Source organism: Streptomyces sp. NPDC041124, from assembly GCF_055592385.1.
In genome coordinates this window covers 13,929-35,409 of record NZ_JBVIYR010000007.1, presented here as the reverse complement: position 1 = coordinate 35,409, position 21,481 = coordinate 13,929, and the positions used below count along the sequence as shown (strand labels likewise).

The following is a 21,481-nucleotide window of genomic DNA, read 5'->3' as shown; positions in this document are numbered from 1 at the left end:
TCTAACACACAGATATTGAGGCGATGCAAGGGAAAAATCCTGTGAAGAGGGAGCGTGACCGTGGCACAGCCTGATGTCACCGTGATCATCGGTGCATACGAGGCGATGCCGTACCTGGTCGAGTGCCTCGCGTCCGTCGAGGCGCAGACCATCGGCCCGGAGCGCGTCGAGATCGTCGCGGTCGACGACGGTTCGACCGACGGCACGGGACAGTGCCTGGAGGAGTTCGCGGCCCGCGCCCCCATGCCGGTCACCGTGATCCGGCAGCCGAACTCGGGCGGCCCCAGCGGCCCGCGCAACGTCGGCCTGGACAAGGCGAGCGGCCGCTACGTCTTCTTCCTCGACGCCGACGACCGGCTCGGACCCGAGGCCCTCGAGCGGATGGTCGACATGGCCGACCGTGCCGGGACCGATGTCGTCCTGGGCCGGATCGAGGGCGTCAACCGCGGCGCGCCGAAGTCCATGTGGGGCAGGACGCTGGAGCGCACCGACGTCTACTCGTCCAACATCAAGTACACCCTCAGCGCGCAGAAGCTGTTCCGCCGCGCACTGCTCGAACGGCACGGCATGCGGTTCGACGAGTCCCTGTGGACCGGCGAGGACGCGCTGTTCACCATGGAGGCCTACCTGCGCGCGGACGGCGTCTCGGTGGTCGCCGACTACACCTGCTACTACCTGGTGGGCCGCGACGACGGCAAGCACGTCACCAAGAGCGGCGGCTACACCCTGCGCTTCGACTCCGCCCGCGCCCTGATGGACCTGATCGCCGGCCTCGTCCCCGCGGGCCCCCGCCGCGACCTGCTGATGCTGCGGCCGTTCACGATCACCCTGCTGCCCCAGTTCGGCCCCGTGTTCCTCAGGGACACCGCCGAGGTCCGCGAGCGCAAACTCGAACTGGCGCGGCCGCTGATGGAACGCCACTGGACCGAGGGCGTCGCCCGGCTGCTCAAGGTGCAGGAGCGGCTGCGGCTGCACCTGGTGGCCGAGCGGCGGCCGGAACTCCTCATCGACGTACTGGAGTTCCTCCGCTCGAAGCAGCAGCCGCCGGCCGTGCTCAAGCGCCGGGGCCGCCACGCCTACCTCGCCTACCCGCACTTCCGGGACCGTGCGGCGGGCATACCCGACGCCGTGTACCGGGCTTCCCCGCACGAGGCCCGCGCCATCCCCGGCTACTGCGAGGACGGCACGCCCTCCCCGGTGCGCCGCGCCGCCCGCAGGGTCCGCCGGATCCTGCGCGCGTCCCGCCAGGTCAGACCCCGGGGGAAGGCCGCCGCGCTGTGAGCGTCGCGGGCCCCGCCCCGGCGGTCTCCCGGCGCTGACCGGGCAGTTCCGCGGTGTGCGAGGTGCGGGCCCGGTGCTCCCGGGCCGCCGCGCACAGGGCCTCGACGGCCGCCGCGAAGCGCTCCTGGGACGCCGGGACGGCCGGGCCGAGCAGCCGCAGCTTCAACTCCGCTCGCGCCTGGAACAGTTCGTCCTTCTCCGGATGCCGCACGGTGTCCAGCAGCGCGGGCACCCCGGCCGCGTCCGGCGTCAGGACGGTCGCCGCCGCCACCGTCGGGAAGGCTTCGCGGAACTCCGGCTCCGTGAGGTCCCCGGTGTTGGCCACCGCGTAGGGCTTGCCGCTGGCCAGGAAGTCGGTGATCACACTGGACACGTCGCTGATCAGCAGATCGGCGACGTTGAAGCAGGCGTAGAGGGAGGGCCGGGCGTCGGTGACGACCTGGTGCTCCTCCTTGGGCAGCACGGCCCAGTACGTCTCCTCCCAGGCCGCGGTCAGGCGCGTCACCGCCTCCGCACGGCCCGGCTCGGGGGCGCTCTGGGCGAGCATCCGCTCCACCTGGTCGGCGCCCGCCCGGACATCGGACGTGGTGAGCCGGTCCAGCTCCGCCGTGAGCCGCGCCAGTTCCGCCGACGGCTCCGCGACCCGGCCGGTCCGGGACCGGTTCGCCGCGTGGATCAGCTCACGGATGCGGCGGTCCGCGGCGCCCGCCCGCGGGTCCACCGAGCCGGTCAGCGGGTGCGGCTTGTACAGCAGCCGCACCCCGGGATCCGCGAGCAGCGCCCGTACGAGGTTCTCGCCGGCCGCGACCACCGACGTGTTCCCCGGGTTGCCGTCCCAGCCCTCCCAGGTCGGCGCGTACAGCACCGTCGTACGTGATCCGGCGGGCGGGCCCGCGTAGGGGCGCACGGCGTCCAGTTGCGGGCGGCCGATCTCCACCACGTCCTTGTCCTCCACGCCCACCTCGGCCAGCGCGTAGCGCTCCCGCGCCGCCGGACCTGCCACCCACACCTCGTCGTACGCCTTCGCGTACGGGTTGCAGGACGACAGCTTGTCGCTCTCGCCGTGGTTGACGAAGGCGTGCTTGATCGTGGGGATGCGCAGCACCTGCGAGGTCTTGCCGGAGTTGGAGGGGTGGATGAGCACCTGGAGCGTGGAGTGCTCCAGCCGCATCAGCGTGGGCACCTTCGGCAGGCACACGACGGGGATGTCGGTCGGCGCGAGCCTGGACACCATGAACCGCTCCCGCAGGATGATGACCGGACGGGCGCCCAGCCGGGCGAGGGGCTCCAGCCACATGCCGGCCTGGTAGGCGGAGGCCGCCCCGCCGGAGAAGTACAGCCCGACCGTCGGCCGGTACTCCGCCAGCCACGTGTCGAACCAGTCGAGCACCTCCCGCTCGTCCGCCGGCCGCCGCCCGGGCAGCAGCCGCAGCAGCAGGGCGGCCAGACCGGCCAGGGTGAGCACCAGCGACAGCGTGACACCGGCCGCCGCCCACCGGGTGTCGTCGGCGGCCGCGGTCGCCGCCAGACCGGCCGTCGCGGGCAGGCCCAGCACCAGCAGCCGGTGGCCCGGACGGCGCAGCAGGGCGGGCGGGGCGGGGGTCAGGCGCAGCGCCGAGACGTCGATGTTGCGGGTCACCACGGGCAGCGTGCGGGAACGGCGGACCAGCACCGACACCGCCTGGACGGCGCAGTGCAGGGCGTAGCAGACCAGCAGCCCGGCGGCGATCGCCGCGTACTCGCCCTCCCGGTGCTGTTCCCCCAGCCGCAGCAGGCCCACCACCAGCAGCAGATCGCGCAGCACATGGCGGACGGTGATGTCGGCGTGCGCCTTCGCGAACACGGTCAGCACCCCCCGCTGCCACCGGTACAGCACACCCTCGACGGCCAGGGACAGGGCCGTCGCCGCGACCAGCAGCGGTGCGTGCGGGGACAGGGCCGCCACGGCCTGGGCCGCGCAGGCCCCGACCAGGGCGGCCGCCACCAGTGCCTGGACGACGGCGGGACGGCCGGTCGGACGGAGCAGCGGGAAGCGGGGCAGGCGGATCGCCGCCCCGAACCGCCGAGGGGGTGTGGGTACGGGCACTGCGGTCACTCCAGGGTCGTCACGGGCGTGCGCCCGGGTTAACGCCCGCCGACCACCGGACGACACGCGCGTGTCCGGGAACCCCGGCACCCGTGTCCGCCGTGCGGCACGGCCCTGTTCCGGGCGCCGGCCCGGACCCGTCCGGTCGCTGATATCGCCGAGCGTCCTTCGCTCTGCTTCGCGTAGATTGCCTGGCGGGTGAGACGATCGACGTGAGGGGACGTGCGGCAAGGTGGCAGGGGCAAGGCGGGCCGTGGGCGAGGCACGCAGGATCGTCGTCAAGGTCGGCTCCTCGTCGCTGACCACCGCGGCGGGCGGTCTGGACGCGGACCGCGTGGACGCGCTCGTCGACGTGCTGGCGAAAGTGCGGAGCGGGGGAGAGCGGGAGATCGTCCTGGTCTCGTCCGGCGCCATCGCCGCCGGACTCGCCCCGCTGGGCCTGCGCCGCCGCCCCAGGGACCTGGCACGGCAGCAGGCCGCCGCCAGCGTCGGCCAGGGGCTGCTGGTCGCCCGCTACACCGCCTCCTTCGCGCGCTACGGCGTCCGGGTCGGGCAGGTGCTGCTGACCAGCGACGACATGAGCCGCCGCGCCCACCACCGCAACGCCTCCCGCACCCTGGACAAGCTGCTCGCGATGGGCGCCCTCCCGGTGGTCAACGAGAACGACACCGTCGCCACCGACGAGATCCGCTTCGGCGACAACGACCGGCTCGCCGCCCTCGTCGCCCACCTGGTCCACGCCGACCTGCTGGTGCTGCTGTCCGACGTGGACGGCGTCTACGACGGCGACCCCTCCCGCCCCGGCACCTCGCGCATAGCGGAGGTCAGGGGCCCCGGGGACCTCGCGCACGTGGAGATCGGCAGCGCGGGCAAGGCGGGCGTCGGCACCGGCGGCATGGTCACCAAGGTCGAGGCCGCACGGATCGCCGCCGCCGCCGGCATCCAGGTGGTCCTGACCAGCACGGTGCACGCTGCCGAGGCCCTGGCCGGCGGCGACACCGGCACCTACTTCCACCCCACCGGGCGCCGCTCCGCCGAACGGCTGCTCTGGCTCCAGCACGCCTCCACCCCGCAGGGCTCGCTCACCCTCGACGACGGCGCCGTGCGCGCGGTCGTCCAGGGCCGCAAGTCGCTGCTGCCGGCCGGCATCGCCGGCGTCGAGGGCGATTTCAGCGCGGGCGACCCGGTCGAGCTGCGGGACCGCGAGGGGCGCGCGGTGGCCCGGGGGCTGGTCAACTTCGACGCCAAGGAGATCCCCCTCCTGATCGGCCGCTCCACCCGCGAACTCGCCCGGGATCTCGGACGTGAGTACGAACGCGAGGTCGTACACAGGGACGATCTGGTGGTCCTGCATCCGTAATGTGCCGGAACGTCCGCCCTCGGTGGTGGACGTTCCGCAAAATCGCCCCGCGATCCGCGGCGGGCTGCTCAACTTTGTCGCAGGGACAAGCCCGCCCGACCCCCGGGCGGTCCGCGTGTGAAGGAGGCCGTCGTGAGACGAGTGCGCCCCGGTACGACGGCGTCCCGCGGTGGCGACCGCGCGGGCGGCGAGGAGCGCGCCCTGACCGCCGTCGCGGCCGGGGACCGGTTCCCGGGCGGCGAACCGCACGACCTCCCGCGGCTGTGGCACGTCACCCTCAGCGTCTCCGGCGCGCCGGCCCCCGTCGCGGAGCTCCGCCGGGCCCTGGAACAACTGGCCCACGACCACCCCTTCCTGCTGACCAGCCGCTACGCCGAGGACCACGCGGAGATCCGCTACTGGGAGGAGGCCCGCGACCTGCACGACGCGGCCGCCGTGGCGCTGCGCCTGTGGGGCGAGCACCGGCAGACCGCGGGCCTGCCGCCGTGGGAGATCGTCGGCCTGGAGGTCATCGACCGGCCGACCTACCACCAGCGCGTCGCCGCCGGATACGGACCGGTCCTCGCCACCCCCGTCGGCGTCCACCCCTTCTGAACACGGGTCTCATGGTTCGGAACGACCGCCGACCACGCCCGCCGCCCGCACTACCCTTCCCTGTATGACCACGCTCTCGCCGTACGACTCGATGTCCCCGGTCGACCAGGCCGCCTACCGGGCCAAGGGCGCCGCGGCCACCCTCGCGCCGCTGCCGCGCGCCGCCAAGGACGACGCGCTGCTCGCCATCGCCGACGCGCTGGAGGTCCGCGCGGGCGAGATCGTCGAGGCCAACGCCCAGGACGTGGCCAAGGCCCGCGAGAGCGGCCTGAGCGAGGGCATGATCGACCGGCTCACGCTCACCCCGGAGCGGGTGCGCGCCATCGCCGCCGACGTACGGGACGTGGCCGCGCTGCCCGACCCCGTCGGCGAGGTCGTCCGCGGCTCCACCCTGCCCAACGGCATCGACCTGCGCCAGGTCCGGGTGCCGCTCGGCGTCGTCGGCATCATCTACGAGGGCCGGCCGAACGTGACGGTCGACGCCGCCGCCCTCTGCCTGAAGTCCGGCAACGCGGTCCTGCTGCGCGGCTCCTCCTCCGCGTACCGCTCGAACACCGCCCTGGTGAAGGTCCTGCGCGACGCCGTGCACGGCGCCGGGCTGCCCGCCGACGCCGTGCAGCTGGTGCCCGGCGAGAGCCGCGACAGCGTGCGCGAGCTGATGCGCGCCCGGGGCCTGGTCGACGTGCTCATCCCGCGCGGCGGCGCCTCCCTCATCGACACGGTCGTGCGGGAGTCGGTCGTCCCGGTCATCGAGACCGGGACCGGCAACTGCCACGTCTACGTCGACGCGCAGGCCGACCTCGACACGGCCGTCGAGGTCCTGGTCAACTCCAAGGCCCAGCGGGTCGGCGTGTGCAACGCCGCGGAGACCCTCCTGGTCCACCAGGACATCGCCGCCGAGTTCCTGCCCCGCGCCCTGGACGCCCTCGCCGACGCCGGGGTGACCGTGCACGCCGACGAGCGCGTCATGGCGTACGCGAAGGACTCCCGCGCCACCGTCGTCGAGGCCACCACGGAGGACTGGGAGACCGAGTACCTCTCCCACGACATCGCCGCCGCCGTCGTCGACTCCCTCGACCGGGCCGTCGAGCACATCCGGCTGTGGACCTCGGGACACACCGAGGCCATCGTCACCACCTCGCAGCAGGCCGCCCGCCGCTTCACCCAGTTGGTGGACTCCACCACGGTCGCGGTGAACGCCTCGACCCGTTTCACCGACGGCGGCCAGTTCGGCTTCGGCGCGGAGATCGGCATCTCCACCCAGAAGCTGCACGCCCGGGGCCCGATGGGCCTGCCCGAGCTGACCAGCACCAAGTACATCGTCACGGGCGACGGCCACGTACGGCGCTGAAGCGAGCGCGGCGGACGCCCGCCGCGACGGGCGTCCCGGCAGATGGATGAATTTCCATACCGTCTGCCCAAAACGACCCCCCAGGTCTACCCTGGACGCGTGCCGGAGGACGTGGGGGGCACGCCGTTCCCGGACGGCAGGGAGCCCGACGACGACCACGACCGCGGGGTGTCGGACGAAGAGTTCGCCTCCGTGGTCTTCGACGAGGACTTCGTACGCGCGGCCAAGGTGCACGAGCCGACCGCCGTCGAACGCCTCCTGGCCGCCGCCCAGGCCAGAGCCGAGGCCAGCGAGGCCGAGGCCCACCGCACCCGCGCGCGCCGCGAGCGCTACGACGACGCGTACGGCGGCTACCGGGGCGGCCCGCACCACGACGACCCGGACGCCGACGCGGACGCACTGGAGGACGACTACGGCTCCCTGGGCCCGTTCGGCAGGCAGGTGCGCTGGCACCGTCCCGTCGCCTGGGTGCTCGCCCTGGTGATGGGCATCGGCATGGTCGCGCTCGCCTTCTCGGCCGTCTACCGGGGCGGCTCCGCGGGCCGGCAGGACCCCGCCCCGCCACCCGCCACCACCGGTGTGGAGCTGGGCAGCGCCGCCGTGCCCTCCGCGTCGGCCGACTACTCCCAGCCGGCCGTCCCGGTGATCCCCGGCGGCGGCCCCTGAGACCCGCCGCGGGCCGGCGGGAACTCGAGACCCGGCGGGCGTTTACCGCGCCGCCCCCGGACCTACCCTGAAGATATGGGAGGGCCTTCTGACCCGCCCGAGGGGACACCCGAGGGAGCCCCCGGAGGCGGAGAGGACGAGTACCGGTCCGTCGTCTTCGACGAGTCCTTCGTCCGGGCTGCCCGGCTCCAGGAGTACTCCGCACGGGAGCGCATCACCGCCCACGCCCCGGCCGTCCGCCGCAGTCCACCCCTGCGCAGGGGCGGACTGTCCCGGCAGGCACTGATCCTGGTCCTGCTGATCGCGGTGGCCTTCGGCACCGCCGTCTACCTGGGCGTGCGCAGCCCCTACCGGAGTCCCGCGGGCCAGCGGCCCGCCGAGCCGCTGCGGACGGCCGTCGTCCCGCTCGCCCCCCAGGGCGAGGTGCCCGGCACCACCGACGTCGAGCGGCTGTACGCGCGCAGCCCCGCGGCCCCCTTCAACACCGGCGCCGACGGCGTGCCCCTCCCGCCGTCCCGGAGCACCGAGCACTTCTCCGACAGCCAGGTCGTCACCGCCCTGCTCACCGCGAAGGACTATCTCGTACGGTCCTCCCTCGACCCGGGGGTGCTCACCGGCGGGGAGACCCGCCCCGTACGGCTGCTGCTCGACTCCGGGCAGCACGGCCAGTTCGACCGGAGCTTCGACCGGCCGGCCGCGGACGGACGGCACGCGCCCACCGGATGGCTGGTCCGCTTCGACCCCTCCCGGGTGGAACTGGCCGACCAGGGCATCCGCGTCCGCGGCACCATGCGGGCGGCCGAGGCCGACTCCACCACCCTCGAGGTGACCACCGCCCACACCTTCGTGTACGCGGTGCGGCCGGCCGGCGCCGGCCGGGACGCCGAGGCGTCGCTGTTCACCGTCCGCCGCGAACTGCACTTCCGCTTCGACCACGACGACCTGCGCCTGCACCAGGCCGAGCTCGTCGTCGCCCACCTCCAGGCCGGACCCCTGTCCTGCGCCGAGGACGCCGCCGGCCGGCTGCGCCCGCTGCTCGCCGGCCAGACGGCCGAGAAGGACGCCCCCGTCGGCACCGACCCCTACACCACCGACACGGCCCCGGCCGTGTGCGGCTCCCTGTCACCCGCCGCCCAGCCGGACCTCTGAGCGCCCCCGACGCGCGGTCACCGTCCCCGGGGCCTCGCACGGGATCCCGGTCCCCGCCGTCGGCCAGGACCCACGACCCGCCCGGCGGACAGCCGCCCGCCCCCGTCCCCGGTCCAGTCACCGGCTCCCCCAGCCGTCGGGGTCGGTGAGGGGTTCCGGCAGGGCGTCCCGGCGCGTCCCGGCGCGGGGCCGAGGCCGCGGGACGTCAGGCGTCGCCGCGCGGCGGGCCTCCGGCGTCCGGGTCCGCCGGGCCGTCCGGCTGCGCCGGTCCCTGCCCCGGGCCCGGGGACGCGAAGCCGCCGAAGCCGCGGCGGACCCGGTCGCCCAGGTCGCCGGCACCGCCCGCGAGGTCGCTGACCAGCTTCATCAGCGGGTCCTTGGAGTTCTTCACCTCGCCCGCGTAGGCGCTCGCCGACTCCCGCCAGGAGTCCCTCACCGAGGCGTCCTTGTCCTCGTCGCGGCGCGGGTAGTGGCCGTCCAGGATGCGCTGGTAGTCCCGGGAGGCCTCCCACTTCTTCAGCTCGGCGGCCCGCACCGTGGTGAACGGGTGCGAGCGGGGCAGTACGTTGAGGATCTTCAGCACGGAGTCGCGCAGATCGCCCCCGGCCTCGTACTCCTCGGCCTGCTCCAGGAACGCGTCCACGTTCATCTCGTGCAGGTGGTTGCCGCCCGCGATCTTCATCAGACCGCGCATCGACGCCCGCAGGTCCTGGCCGACCAGCAGCCCCGCACGGTCCGCGGAGAGCTCCGACTTGCGGAACCACTCGCGCAGCGCCGTCACGATCGCCATGATCGCGAAGTTGCCGAGCGGGATCCACGCGACCCGGACCGCCAGCGACGTCAGGAACAGCAGGATCGTCCGGTACACGGCGTGCCCGGACAGGGCGTGCCCGACCTCGTGCCCGACGACCGCCCGCATCTCCTCCTCGTCGAGCAGCTCCACCAGTCCCGTCGTCACCACGATGATCGGCTCGTCGAGACCGATGCACATGGCGTTCGGGTTCGGGTCCTGGTTGACGTACATCGGCGGGACCTTCTCCAGGTCCAGGATGTAACAGGCGTCCCGCAGCATGTCGTTGAGGTGGGCGAACTGCCGGTCCGAGACCCGTACCGAGTCGGACAGGAACAGCAGCCGCAGGCTGCGCTCGGGCAGCAGCCCGCTGAGCGCCTTGAAGACCGTGTCGAAGCCGCTCAGCTTCCGCAGCGCCACCAGTGCGGAGCGGTCGGCGGGGTGTTCGTACGCACGCGAGGAGATTCCGGGGAAGCGCCTGCGCTGCCTGCTCGGCACGCTCTCGTGCCCGTTGTGCTGGTGGCCGTCGGACATGTTTCCCCCATGTGCGTCTGAGTGACCTGTACGGGCCCCGCGTCGCGGCCCTTCGCTCCCCCGCGGCGAAGCCCCAGCCTAGGCGGAGATACCGTGGACGGGCAGTACGGACGCTCTGCGGGGCCGAGGAGGCGCGGGAATCGTGATCCGGATCGTTCTGGTCGTCATGCTGGTGGGTTGTGCGCTCACCGCGTGGTTCCTGTTGCGCGGCTACAGCCGGAAGGACGACTGAGAGCCCGGCAAGGTTCCTGCCGCGGCGCTGAAGGACGCCACGGACGCCCGCAACGGTGGAGTCGGCGTGATCGTCGCGGAGACGCCCGCATACGATGAGCCGACGTCCTTGTCCCGCCCACGCGATTGGTTCTGCCGAAGATGAGCTTCCACAGCGCCGCTGCCCAGTTGGTCACCCTCGCCTCCGAGGGCGGAGAGCACAGCGGCAACCACGAAAGTCTCAACCCCTACCTCGTCGGCGGCCTGGTCCTGCTGGCCCTGCTGACCCTGCTGTGGATCACCACCCGCTTCAACCGGGACCGCTGATCCTCGTCGGCCGGCCCGGGAGGGCACTGGCGGACGGGGCGCCCGGGCCGGGCCGGTAGGGTCTGCACGCATGGGAGAGCAGGACATGCCTACCGGCCCCGGCAGTGGCCCGGCCGAGCGGGGCAAGCGCCGTCTGGGTGTGATGGGCGGCACCTTCGACCCGATCCACCACGGGCACCTGGTGGCGGCCAGCGAGGTCGCCGCGCAGTTCCACCTGGACGAAGTGGTCTTCGTCCCCACCGGCCAGCCGTGGCAGAAGAGCCACCGGGCGGTCTCCGCCGCCGAGGACCGCTACCTGATGACGGTCATCGCGACCGCCGAGAACCCGCAGTTCTCGGTGAGCCGCATCGACATCGACCGCGGCGGCCCCACCTACACCGTGGACACCCTGCGCGACCTGAGCGCCCTCAACCCGGACACGGACCTGTTCTTCATCACCGGCGCCGACGCCCTGGCCCAGATCCTCACCTGGCGCGACAGCGAGGAACTCTTCTCCCTGTCCCACTTCATCGGCGTGACCCGGCCCGGACACCACCTGAGCGACGCCGGACTCCCCGAGGGCGGTGTCTCCCTGGTGGAGGTTCCCGCCCTCGCCATCTCCTCGACGGACTGCCGTGCGAGAGTCGCCAAGGGAGCACCCGTCTGGTATCTGGTGCCGGACGGAGTCGTGCGCTACATCGACAAGCGCGAGCTGTACCGCGGCGAGTGATCCGAGAGGGGCACCGGTGAACGACCGATACGACGCGGGATACGGGGACGGCGCCCCGTACGAGCTCGTCGGCTACGACGAGTACGGCCGGCCTGTCTACCGCCAGGCCACGGACCGGCAGCCGCAGCAGGACGACGGCTACCAGCAGCCGCAGCAGTACGACGGCTACCAGCAGCAGGGCCGGCAGGACTACGGCTACGACCCGTACGCCACCGGCGGACACCCGCAGCCCTCGTACGACCCCTACGCGACCGGCGGCGCCCCGCAGCAGCCCCAGCCACCCTCCTACGGGTCCTACGACTCCTACGACCCGTACGGCACGGGCGGACACCAGCAGCCGTCCTACGACCCCTACGGGCAGACGGCGCAGAGCGGCACGGGGCAGCAGCCCCGGGTCGCCGAACAGACCGCGCACATCCCGCAGCAGGCGGGACCGGTCGACGAGGACCCGGCGCAGGACGAGCCCGGCCGGGACTACCGCACCGAGCAGTTCGCCTTCGTCGAGGAGCCCGACGGCGACTCCGAGGACGTCATCGACTGGCTCAAGTTCACCGAGAACCGCACCGAGCGCCGCGAGGAGGCCAAGCGCCGCGCCCGCAGCCGCGTCATCGCCCTCGTCGTCGCCTTCGCCCTGGTCGTGGCCGGCGGCGTCGGCTACCTCTGGTACGCGGGGAAGCTGCCGGGACTGTCCTCCGGTCCGGAGACCGGCACCACCACCGCGGCCGGCGCCCAGAAGCGGGACGTGCTCGTCGTCCACCTGCACGACACCGAACGGGGCGGCACCACCACCGCCCTGCTCGTCGACAACACCACCACCAAGCAGGGCACCACCGTCCTGCTGCCCAACTCCCTCGCCCTCACCGCCGACGACGGCGGCACCACCACGCTCGCCAAGTCGGTCGAGGACGACGGCTCCGAGGGCACCCGGACCTCCCTCGACACCGTCCTCGGCACCGACATCGAGGGCACCTGGAGGCTGGACACCCCGTTCCTGCTCACCCTCGTCGACCTCGTCGGCAACATCGAGGTCGACACCGACACCGACGTGCCCGACCCGGACGCGAAGAAGGGCGAGGCACCTCTGGTCAAGAAGGGGAAGAAGCAGACCCTCAGCGGCAAGGCGGCCGTCGCCTACGCCACCCACCTCGGCTCGGGCGAGGCCCAGAACGCCCAGCTGGAGCGGTTCGGACAGGTCCTGCACGGCGTCCTGCGCAAGATGACCTCCGACCCGGACGCCGCCACCCTCACCATCCAGACCCTCGGGCAGATCATCGAGCCGCCCCTCACCGACAAGGACCTCGGCTCCTTCCTCGCCCGGCTCTCCGACCTCGCCAAGGGCGGCGACCACAAGACCGCCCTGCTGCCCGTGCGCGACGACGGCACGCTCACCGCCGAGGCGAGCGACGGCGTGGTCAAGGACGTCCTCGGCGGCACCGCGAAGAGCCCCGACCCGGACGCCGCCGTCAGCGTCTCCGTGCGCAACGCCACCGGGGTCGACGACCGCACCGAGAAGGCCCGCGTGGTCCTCCTCAACGGCGGCTTCACCTTCCGTGAGGCCGGCACCGCCGACGCGGAGGCCACCTCCGAGGTCGTCTACGCGGACGCCGCCGACAAGGAGAACGCCGGCGAGGTCGCCAAGACCCTGGGGCTGCCCGCCGACTCCGTGAGCCAGGGCAAGACCTCCGCGAACGCCCGCGTCTCGGTGGTCCTGGGCCAGGACTACGACCCCGGCTCCTAGCCGGCCCCCGCGCACCCCGCGTCCTATCACGTGGGGTGCGCCGGGCGGTCCGTGAGACCCTTGAGGGCAAACGACCGCCTACCGAAAGCCTGGCAGTGACCGCAACCGACCGTTCCCTCGAGCTCGTCCACACCGCCGCCCAGGCGGCCGCCGACAAGCTCGCGCACGACATCGTCGCCTACGACGTCAGTGACGTGCTGTCCATCACCGACGCCTTCCTGCTGGCCTCCGCACCCAACGACCGCCAGGTCAAGTCGATCGTCGACGAGATCGAGGAGCGGCTCAGCAAGGAACTCGGCGCCAAGCCGGTCCGCCGCGAGGGCGACCGCGAGGCCCGCTGGGTGCTGCTCGACTACGTCGACATCGTCGTCCACGTCCAGCACAGCGAGGAGCGTGTCTTCTACGCCCTGGAGCGGCTGTGGAAGGACTGCCCCGAGCTGGAGCTGCCCGAGGACGCCCGCGCCACCAAGGGCAAGGCCGCCGAGCACGCCCAGCAGCAGGAGGCCGAGGAGGCGGCGCAGCCGGGTGGTGAGTGGCGGTGAGCGCCACCGGTGAGGGCGAGCGCCGGGGCCGCCGCCTCATCCTGTGGCGGCACGGCCAGACCGCGTGGAACGTGGAGCGGCGCTTCCAGGGCTCCACGGACGTCGAACTCACCGAGACCGGCTTCGCCCAGGCCCGCAGGGCCGCCCGCCTCCTGGCGGGTCTGCGGCCCGACGCGATCGTCGCCTCGGACCTGAAGCGGGCCGCGGCCACCGCCGCGGAGCTCTCCGCGCTCACCGGCCTCGACGTCACCCACGACGAGGCACTGCGGGAGACCTACGCGGGCGTCTGGCAGGGGCTGACGCACGACGAGATCATCGCCAGGTACGGCGACGAGTACACCGCGTGGAAGCGCGGCGAGCCCGTCCGCCGCGGCGGGGGAGAGCTGGAGACCGAGGTCGCCGACCGTGCCGCCCCCGTGGTGCTCCGGCACGCCGAGAAGCTACCGGAGGACGGCACGCTCGTCGTGGTCAGCCACGGCGGCACCATCCGCACCACCATCGGCCGGCTGCTCGGCATGGACCCGCGCAACTGGGAGGGCCTGGGCGGCCTCACCAACTGCTGCTGGTCCGTCCTGGGCGAGGGCGCACGGGGCTGGCGCCTGCTGGAGCACAACGCCGGCACCCTGCCGGAACCCGTGCTCGGCGACGACGACTGAGAGCTCCCCGATCCGGCCCCGGGACGCCCCGGGACCCGGATTTCACTTTCTGGCAGGTCGCAGGCTAGAGTTCTTCTTGTTCGCCCCGCGGAGCGGGGCGAAACACCGGGAAGCCGCACTCCGCGGCAACCAGGGGCTATAGCTCAGTTGGTAGAGCGCCTGCATGGCATGCAGGAGGTCAGGAGTTCAATTCTCCTTAGCTCCACATGACGAAGATCCCGCCTCCCTCAGGGAGGCGGGTTTTTTCGTTGTCCGCCGATGAGCAGGACGGCCCCCTCGGGCGTATACCTCCGCGAGACGTCCAGCCGTGTCCCGACCGGTACCACGGCGTCGCTGACCGTGTCGGCCCGGTCGTGGCAGAATCAAACGACCGGAAGGGGGCGCGGCCCGACGGGAGGGAGTTGTGATGCCAGGGAGCATCCTCGAGGAGGTCGACCACCTCCTCGGAGCGGTGTCGACCCGACGGACCTCGACCCGGCTCAGCTGCCCTTCCTGCGGTTCCGCGCACGTCGCCCAGGTGCTCGGGGACAACGGCGGGATCTCCTTCGTGTGCACGGCCTGCGGCCACAGCTGGAGCTGATCGATGGGTGCACACAGGCGGAAGTGCGACTGGTGCGGCAGCGGCACGCCCATCGTCCGCGACATGGAGCCGATCAATCCCGAGTACCAGTACTGGTGCGAGGAGTGCGCGCGGGCGCTGATCATAAAAGGCGACCCCATCGAGACGTACCGCGAACTCGAGGGTGAGCCGATCTACGGGCGGCTGCTCGAGGAGCACTGCACGCTCAAGCGTTTCTATTCGTTCGTCACCGCGTGATCCCGCCCGTGACCCTGGGGCATTCCGGACATGGCCGGGCGGAGCGAAACCGATTTGGTGTTGGACCGGGTGGACCGTGTAAAGTTGGCGACGCCGCCGGGGAAACCGGGCGGAGCAGGGCAAGGGGCTATAGCTCAGTTGGTAGAGCGCCTGCATGGCATGCAGGAGGTCAGGAGTTCAATTCTCCTTAGCTCCACAGAAGTCGAGGGCGGACCATCCGAACGGATGGTCCGCCCTCGCTCGTTGGGGGCCGGCAGGTGCGAGGGCCCGCCCGGCGGGTGACGCCGGACGAACCCCCCCGGGTCTCAGCGGCCCAGGGCCCGCCGGCCGCGCCCCTGGGACAGCACCGGCAGGTTGCGCGACGGCGCCTTGGCCTGCGGGGCCTCGTCCTCGATGCGCAGCGCCAGCGCCGGACAGCGGCGCACCGCGCGCAGCGCCTTGGCCTCCGCGAAACGCGGCACCTGCGCCTGAGCCACCGTCGGGAAGCCGTCCGCGCCGAGCTGGAAGACCTCCGGGAGGATGTCCGCGCACAGGCCGTGGCCCCGGCACAGCGTCCAGTCGACGTAGATCTTCTGGCGGCTGGGCCCGTTCTCCTCGCCCCCGCCGCCCGGAATGCCCGTAGGGGCCCTGCCTCCCTCGAAGAGGGGCAGGACGCCCGCCACGGGCCGTCCGCAGCCGTTGCCGAGGACATGGGCGGCGAGGTCGTCGGTGAACGCCTTGACGGTGGACTCCAGGAACATCGCGGAGCCGTCGGGGTGCGAACAGGCGCCCCGCCGCTTCACGTTCCTGGCGACCTGCTTGACGGCCTCCAGGGCGGCCGGACCGCCCCCGTTGAGGATGTCCTCCAGTCCGCGCGCGGCCGCCGGCAGCCCCAGGTAGCAGGGGCCGCACTGGCCGGCGCTCTCCTCGGCCAGCCACTGCGCGACCCGCAGCGACTCGCCCAGCGGGCAGGTGTCCTGACTGATCGGCAGGATCGCGCCCGCGCCCAGCGAACCTCCCACCGCGTCCAGGGAGTTGCGGGAGACGATCGCCTCGTTGACGGTCGCCGCGTCGATCCACTTGCCGTGGTAGCCGCCCGTCAGCACCCCCTGCGGCATCGGCGGGGCACCGGCGAGCTGGAGGACGTAGCGCAGCGGCACACCCGTCGGCACCTCGATCACCATCGGGCGGGCCACCGCCCCGGACACCGTGAGCATCACGGTGCCCGGTTCGTCGTACAGCCCCGTGTTGCCGTAGCGCTCCGGGCCGATGCGGGCGGCGATGGCGAGCTGCGCGAACGTCTCGGCGTTGGACAGCAGTGTGGGCGCGCCGCCGACACCGTTCTTCGAGGCGCTGGTCTTGCGGCCGGGCGGGATCGCCGGACCGCCGTCGATGGACCGGATCAGGGAGGCCGCGGCCCCCGTCACCATGCGGACCGGGTTGCGCTGCACGCGGGCGCGCAGCGCGGAGCGGCGGCCGTTGTTCAGGCCGCGCTCGGCGAGCGCGGCCTCCATGGAGCGCTGGGTGGACTCCCGGGTGACCCCCACCACGAGCGTGCGGGCACCCATGGCCTCGGCGCACAGCAGCGCGCCGTCCAGGATGAGGTGCGGAGCACGGTTGATGAGCACCGTGTCCTTGCGGCAGGCCGGTTCGTCCTCGCTTCCGTTGACGACGACGACCGGCCGCACGCCGCGCTTGATGGCCGTCTCGGCCACCGAGCGCAGCTTCTTGTGGAAGGGGAAGCCCGCGCCGCCGCGGCCCCTGAGGTTGATGCGTTCGGCGAGCTGCGCGAGCTGCTCACCGCCCAGGGGCTCGAGCGGCCCGTGCACCTTGAGGTGCATGGGCAGATCGAGCCGGTCGACAAGGTCGAAGCCCGACGTGAGCTGGGGAAGGCCGACCACGCGGACTTCGGGTACGTCGGGCAGGGCCTCGTTCACTTAAAGCCTCCGGAGGGCGTGTTCCAAGGTTCGCCCGAACCCGGTGCGTCGAAGTCGTAGGAGGACGACGGCGACGCACCGGGGAGTGGTTCATTGGCGGGACCGCTGTTGTACGTGTCACCCGGGTTGTACGTGCCGTAGAGGCCGTTCGTCTCACCGGTGTCGTACACATCACTCGAACCGAAACCGGAGCCGACCGAATTGTCATACGCCGGGATGGTGTATCCCGTGTCGTTGAGCGGGTCGTACGCCGAGGGCGGGGCCTCACCGACCGGCGGCGGGGACGGGATGGGCCAGCTGCCCGAGGTGCTGGAGGGTCCGTCCACGCGCGGGAAGGCATCCGTGGGCTGGAGGTCCAGCGGCAGTTCCATGCGGGCGGTCGCGTCGGTGAGGGGCTGCTGGGCGGCCGGGGGCCGGCCGGGCGTCGACACCGCGCGGTAGGCGGCCGCGAAACCGTTCGCCGGTTCCGGGGCGGGCGCGCGCTCGGCGGTCTCGTACAGCGGGCCGCCGCCCCCGTACATCGGGCGCTCACCGGTGTCGTACGACGGGCGTTCGCCGCGCGGGCGCCGCTCGCCCCGTGCCGAGCCGCGACCGCCGTCGTATCCGGGCAGGGCGGACTCGGCCGTCCGGGCCCGGCTCTCCTCCAGCTGCTCACGGCCCCACGGGTCGGAGGTGCCGAGCAGGGCGGTGATCCGGTCGGCGATTCTGCGCTTGACGTGCGGCGGGGAGGCGCGCACGAGCAGGGCCGCCATGACGCCGAGCAGCGACAGCCCGTAGAGGATCAGGAAGATCGGCTTGGCCGCTCGACCCGCGTAGAGGCCGTGGATCAGTGCCGCGCACCAGGCCGGGTAGGCCAGCATGTGCATCGCCCGCCAGCGGGCCGCGACCGGCGCCGGGGAGGCGAAGCGGTTGCGCAGCACGCCGGTGATGGCGACGAAGATCATCAGCATTCCGGCGAGGGTGCCGAGTCCGATGAGGAAGGACCGGCCGGCGACGGCCTCGTCGTCGGTGAGCGCCAGTCCGAAGGGGATCACCGCGGCGATCCAGGTGGTGTGGTCCAGGGCCAGCTTGATGACGATGTGGATCAGCAGGAAGACGACCGAGGCGACCGCGGTGGTGCGGTGCACCGCCTGCGCCAGGATCCGCTGGCGCGGTCCGAGCAGGATGCGGTCCTGGGCGACCAGGCCCCAGATCACCGAGCAGCTGAGGCAGACGAGCGAGAGGACGCCCACGCCGAAGTTGAGGAACTCGGCGAACCAGTCGTCCGCCGTGCTGTCGTCCGGCCTCACGACCTACCTCCCGACGTCACGACGTGGAGCGGGCACGACGGAGTCGCAGCCGACCGGCCCCGAGCGGGGGGAGGGCTGCTGTCTGGACGAGGGTTCATGGGGGCAACTCCGAACGGTTCGGTAAAGCGGTCCCGCTGCCGAACTCTAAGCCTCGGCGTACCGATCAGTACGAGGTTTGAGTTATTGCGCTGTTATCAAAAGACGATCCGGCCGTTGTGATGCCCCTCAGCGGTTGTTACGCGAAGTAACCTTTGACCTTGGGTCAAAACGGGCGGGTGCGTGCGTCGCGGCCGGATCGGCTGCTGCGGTACCCTGACGCCATGCGTGCCGTACGCCTTCTGCTTAGCGAGCCGCGCTGATCAGTCCCGACCGCCGGTGACCCGGCAGGCCGGAATCGGCGCGGCGTCCCCTCCTGTGCGAGGGGATTTTTCATTTCCGCCCAGCCGCAGCAGCAGGCAGAGACGATCGATGGAGCATTGAGGATCATGAGCGAGACGAACCCCGCAGCCGCGGAGGCCGCGCCGCACCGCTACACGGCCGCCCTGGCCGCCGAGATCGAGGCACGCTGGCAGGACTTCTGGGACGCCGAGGGGACGTACGCGGCTCCCAACCCCAAGGGTGACCTGGCGGGCGACGCGGAGCTGGCCGCCCGCCCCAAGAAGTTCATCATGGACATGTTCCCCTACCCCTCCGGTGCCGGCCTGCACGTGGGCCACCCCCTGGGGTACATCGCCACCGACGTCTTCGCCCGCTTCCAGCGCATGACCGGGCACAACGTCCTGCACACCCTGGGCTTCGACGCCTTCGGCCTGCCCGCCGAGCAGTACGCGGTGCAGACCGGCACGCATCCGCGCGTGTCCACCGAGGCCAACATGGAGAACATGAAGGCCCAGCTGCGCCGGCTGGGCCTGGGCCACGACAAGCGCCGGTCGTTCGCCACGATCGACCCGGACTACTACAAGTGGACCCAGTGGATCTTCCTGCAGATCTTCAACTCCTGGTACGACGACGAGGCGAAGCGCGCCCGCCCGATCGCCGAACTGGTCGAGCTGTTCGAATCCGGTGAGCGCGGCGTCCCCGGCGACCGCTCCTGGGGCGAGCTGAGCGAGGCCGAGCGCGCCGACGTGCTGGGCCAGTACCGCCTGGCCTACGCCTCCGACGCGCCCGTCAACTGGTGCCCCGGCCTGGGCACCGTGCTGGCCAACGAGGAGGTCACCGCCGACGGCCGCTCCGAGCGCGGCAACTTCCCCGTGTTCAAGGCCAAGCTGCGCCAGTGGAACATGCGCATCACGGCTTACGCGGACCGGCTGCTCGACGACCTGGACGCCCTGGACTGGCCCGAGGCGATCAAGCTGCAGCAGCGCAACTGGATCGGCCGCTCCGAGGGCGCCCGCGTCGGCTTCCCCATCGACGGGGAGAGCATCACCGTCTTCACCACCCGCCCCGACACCCTGTTCGGCGCCACCTACATGGTGCTGGCGCCCGAGCACCCGCTGGTGGAGAAGTTCACGCCCCAGGAGTGGCCGGAGGGCACCCACGACGTGTGGACCGGCGGCCACGCGACCCCGGCCGAGGCCGTCGCCGCCTACCGCGCGCAGGCCGCCTCCAAGTCCGACGTCGAGCGACAGGCCGAGGCCAAGGACAAGACCGGTGTCTTCATCGGCGCCTACGCCACCAACCCGGTCAACGGCGAGCAGGTCCCCGTCTTCATCGCCGACTACGTGCTGATGGGCTACGGCACCGGCGCCATCATGGCCGTACCGGCGGGCGACCAGCGCGACTTCGAGTTCGCGCGCGCCTTCGAGCTGCCGATCCGCTGCATCGTGGAGCCGACCGACGGCCGCGGCACCGACACCTCCACCTGGGAGAACGCCTTCTCCTCCCACGACGCGAAGATCATCGACTCGTCGAACGACGAGGTCTCCCTGGACGGCCTGGGCGTCGCCGAGGCCAAGACCCGCATCATCGAGTGGCTGGAGCGCGGGGGTCACGGCGAGGGCACCGTCAACTTCCGCCTGCGGGACTGGCTGTTCAGCCGCCAGCGCTACTGGGGTGAGCCCTTCCCGATCGTCTACGACGAGGACGGCATCGCCCACGCCCTGCCCGAGTCGATGCTGCCGCTGGAACTGCCCGAGGTCGAGGACTACAGCCCCCGCACCTTCGACCCGGACGACGCCGACACCCAGCCCGAGACGCCGCTGTCCCGCAACGCGGACTGGGTGAACGTCACCCTGGACCTGGGCGACGGCCGCGGCCCGCGACGGTACCGCCGCGAGACCAACACCATGCCCAACTGGGCCGGTTCCTGCTGGTACGAGCTGCGCTACCTTGACCCGCACAACTCCGGGAAGCTGGTCGACCCGGAGATCGAGCAGTACTGGATGGGCCCGCGCGAGGGCATGCCGCACGGGGGTGTCGACCTGTACGTCGGCGGCGCCGAGCACGCCGTGCTGCACCTGCTGTACGCCCGCTTCTGGTCCAAGGTGCTGTTCGACCTGGGGCACGTCTCCTCGGCGGAACCGTTCCACAAGCTGTTCAACCAGGGCATGATCCAGGCCTACGTCTACCGCGACAGCCGGGGCATCGCCGTACCGGCCGCCGAGGTGGAGGAGCACGACGGCGGCTACTGGTACCAGGGCGAGCGGGTCTCCCGGCTGCTGGGCAAGATGGGCAAGTCCCTGAAGAACGCGGTCACTCCGGACGAGATCTGCGCCGAGTACGGCGCCGACACCCTGCGCCTGTACGAGATGGCCATGGGCCCGCTGGACGTGTCGCGGCCGTGGGACACCCGCGCGGTGGTCGGCCAGTTCCGGCTGCTGCAGCGGCTGTGGCGCAACATCGTCGACGAGACGACCGGCGAGGTGACCGTCGCCGACACCGACGAGGTCGACGAGGACACCCTGCGCGCCCTGCACAAGGCGATCGACGGGGTGCGCGGCGACCTGGAGGGCATGCGTTTCAACACCGCCATCGCCAAGGTCACCGAGCTGAACAACCACCTGACCAAGCGGGGCCGGGCGCTGCCGCGCACGGTCGCGGAGTCCCTGGTGCTGCTGATCGCCCCGCTGGCCCCGCACGTCGCCGAGGAGCTGTGGCGCAGGCTGGGGCACACCGGCTCGGTGGTGCACCGGGACTTCCCGGTGGCCGACCCGGCGTACGTGGTCGACGAGAGCGTGACCTGCGTCGTGCAGATCAAGGGCAAGGTCAAGGCGCGCCTGGAGGTGTCCCCGGGCATCTCCGAGGAGGAGCTGGAGAAGACCGCGCTGGCCGACGAGCGCGTGGTCGCGGCGCTGGACGGCGCCGGGATCCGCAAGGTGATCGTGCGGGCGCCGAAGCTGGTCAACATCGTCCCGGCGTGAGGTGAGCGCGCGGGGCCGGGCGTTCACCGGCGGCTCCGGGCAGTCCCCTACGGGCAGGTTCGGGGTTCTGGAGGAACTCCTGACCTGCCCGTTGCGTTTACCGTTGA

The 21,481-nt window shown here is 72.1% G+C and carries 18 protein-coding genes and 2 tRNA genes; 16 read left to right on the top strand and 4 right to left on the bottom strand.

All coding sequences use genetic code 11. The annotated features are described in order from the left end of the window. Positions 1-54: 54 nt before the first annotated feature. Positions 55-1,281: a glycosyltransferase family 2 protein gene (locus ACZ6A9_RS19890; RefSeq protein ID WP_468987289.1), complete on the top strand. Its 1,227-nt coding sequence runs from the start codon at positions 55-57 to the stop codon at positions 1,279-1,281. On the opposite strand, the gene ACZ6A9_RS19885 is transcribed toward ACZ6A9_RS19890, so the two are convergent. Further along, complete coding sequence (locus ACZ6A9_RS19885) at positions 1,250-3,367, bottom strand: hypothetical protein (RefSeq protein ID WP_468987286.1); 2,118 nt, start codon at positions 3,365-3,367, stop codon at positions 1,250-1,252. The two genes, ACZ6A9_RS19890 and ACZ6A9_RS19885, sit on opposite strands and share 32 nt — an antisense overlap. A gap of 253 nt (positions 3,368-3,620) precedes the next feature. On the opposite strand from ACZ6A9_RS19885, the gene proB reads away from it, so the two are divergent. The 5 genes from proB to ACZ6A9_RS19860 all read left to right on the top strand — a co-directional run bounded on the left by proB (position 3,621) and on the right by ACZ6A9_RS19860 (position 8,487). After that, positions 3,621-4,727, top strand: a complete 1,107-nt coding sequence (gene proB / locus ACZ6A9_RS19880) for a glutamate 5-kinase (protein WP_468987284.1) — start codon at positions 3,621-3,623, stop codon at positions 4,725-4,727. A gap of 141 nt (positions 4,728-4,868) precedes the next feature. Next, positions 4,869-5,321: a hypothetical protein gene (locus ACZ6A9_RS19875; protein ID WP_468987796.1), complete on the top strand. Its 453-nt coding sequence runs from the start codon at positions 4,869-4,871 to the stop codon at positions 5,319-5,321. Positions 5,322-5,385: 64 nt separating this feature from the next. Beyond that, positions 5,386-6,672, top strand: a complete 1,287-nt coding sequence (locus ACZ6A9_RS19870) for a glutamate-5-semialdehyde dehydrogenase (protein WP_468987281.1) — start codon at positions 5,386-5,388, stop codon at positions 6,670-6,672. 99 nt (positions 6,673-6,771) lie between these two features. After that, positions 6,772-7,338: an SCO2584 family spore wall biosynthesis protein gene (locus tag ACZ6A9_RS19865; RefSeq protein WP_468987279.1), complete on the top strand. Its 567-nt coding sequence runs from the start codon at positions 6,772-6,774 to the stop codon at positions 7,336-7,338. A gap of 75 nt (positions 7,339-7,413) precedes the next feature. After that, the gene (locus ACZ6A9_RS19860; protein WP_468987276.1) at positions 7,414-8,487 is read left to right on the top strand and encodes an SCO2583 family membrane protein; all 1,074 of its coding nucleotides are present in this window, start codon (positions 7,414-7,416) and stop codon (positions 8,485-8,487) included. A 205-nt stretch (positions 8,488-8,692) separates the two neighbouring features. Here the strand turns inward: ACZ6A9_RS19860 and ACZ6A9_RS19855 are convergent, their stop codons facing one another. Continuing rightward, positions 8,693-9,811 carry a M48 family metallopeptidase gene (locus tag ACZ6A9_RS19855; protein ID WP_468987275.1) on the bottom strand — a complete coding sequence of 373 codons (1,119 nt, stop codon included), beginning with the start codon at positions 9,809-9,811 and terminating at the stop codon, positions 8,693-8,695. A gap of 372 nt (positions 9,812-10,183) precedes the next feature. Here ACZ6A9_RS19855 and ACZ6A9_RS19850 point away from each other — a divergent pair, with 372 nt between their 5' ends. From ACZ6A9_RS19850 to ACZ6A9_RS19810, 9 genes are all read left to right on the top strand, one after another. Then, on the top strand, positions 10,184-10,348 hold the full coding sequence (locus tag ACZ6A9_RS19850) for a hypothetical protein (protein ID WP_190095271.1): 165 nt from the start codon (positions 10,184-10,186) through the stop codon (positions 10,346-10,348). Positions 10,349-10,418: 70 nt separating this feature from the next. Further along, positions 10,419-11,057, top strand: a complete 639-nt coding sequence (gene nadD, locus ACZ6A9_RS19845; RefSeq protein WP_468987273.1) for a nicotinate-nucleotide adenylyltransferase — start codon at positions 10,419-10,421, stop codon at positions 11,055-11,057. Between the two features lie 16 nt (positions 11,058-11,073). Beyond that, positions 11,074-12,795 (top strand): LytR C-terminal domain-containing protein, encoded by a 1,722-nt coding sequence (locus tag ACZ6A9_RS19840; RefSeq protein WP_468987272.1) that lies wholly within the window; start codon positions 11,074-11,076, stop codon positions 12,793-12,795. 95 nt (positions 12,796-12,890) lie between these two features. Next, complete coding sequence (rsfS, locus tag ACZ6A9_RS19835) at positions 12,891-13,337, top strand: ribosome silencing factor (RefSeq protein ID WP_468987271.1); 447 nt, start codon at positions 12,891-12,893, stop codon at positions 13,335-13,337. Continuing rightward, on the top strand, positions 13,328-13,993 hold the full coding sequence (locus tag ACZ6A9_RS19830) for a histidine phosphatase family protein (protein WP_468987269.1): 666 nt from the start codon (positions 13,328-13,330) through the stop codon (positions 13,991-13,993). The genes rsfS and ACZ6A9_RS19830 overlap by 10 nt, the downstream gene beginning before the upstream one ends. A gap of 132 nt (positions 13,994-14,125) precedes the next feature. After that, a tRNA-Ala gene (locus ACZ6A9_RS19825) sits at positions 14,126-14,198 on the top strand. A 201-nt stretch (positions 14,199-14,399) separates the two neighbouring features. Next, positions 14,400-14,573: a hypothetical protein gene (locus ACZ6A9_RS19820; protein ID WP_189555778.1), complete on the top strand. Its 174-nt coding sequence runs from the start codon at positions 14,400-14,402 to the stop codon at positions 14,571-14,573. 3 nt (positions 14,574-14,576) lie between these two features. Then, a complete protein-coding gene (locus ACZ6A9_RS19815) occupies positions 14,577-14,810 on the top strand; it encodes a hypothetical protein (RefSeq protein WP_004931461.1) in 234 nt (77 codons plus the stop codon). Between the two features lie 123 nt (positions 14,811-14,933). Next, positions 14,934-15,006: transfer RNA gene (locus ACZ6A9_RS19810), tRNA-Ala, on the top strand. Positions 15,007-15,115: 109 nt separating this feature from the next. On the opposite strand, the gene ACZ6A9_RS19805 is transcribed toward ACZ6A9_RS19810, so the two are convergent. Both ACZ6A9_RS19805 and ACZ6A9_RS19800 read right to left on the bottom strand, forming a co-directional pair. Beyond that, positions 15,116-16,726 (bottom strand): NADH-ubiquinone oxidoreductase-F iron-sulfur binding region domain-containing protein, encoded by a 1,611-nt coding sequence (locus tag ACZ6A9_RS19805; protein ID WP_467083378.1) that lies wholly within the window; start codon positions 16,724-16,726, stop codon positions 15,116-15,118. After that, entirely contained in the window at positions 16,723-18,015 is a 1,293-nt protein-coding gene (locus ACZ6A9_RS19800; RefSeq protein ID WP_468987268.1) for a cytochrome b/b6 domain-containing protein, read from the bottom strand. The genes ACZ6A9_RS19805 and ACZ6A9_RS19800 overlap by 4 nt, the downstream gene beginning before the upstream one ends. A gap of 485 nt (positions 18,016-18,500) precedes the next feature. Here ACZ6A9_RS19800 and leuS point away from each other — a divergent pair, with 485 nt between their 5' ends. Continuing rightward, a complete protein-coding gene (leuS, locus tag ACZ6A9_RS19795; protein ID WP_468987266.1) occupies positions 18,501-21,374 on the top strand; it encodes a leucine--tRNA ligase in 2,874 nt (957 codons plus the stop codon). Positions 21,375-21,481: the final 107 nt, after the last annotated feature.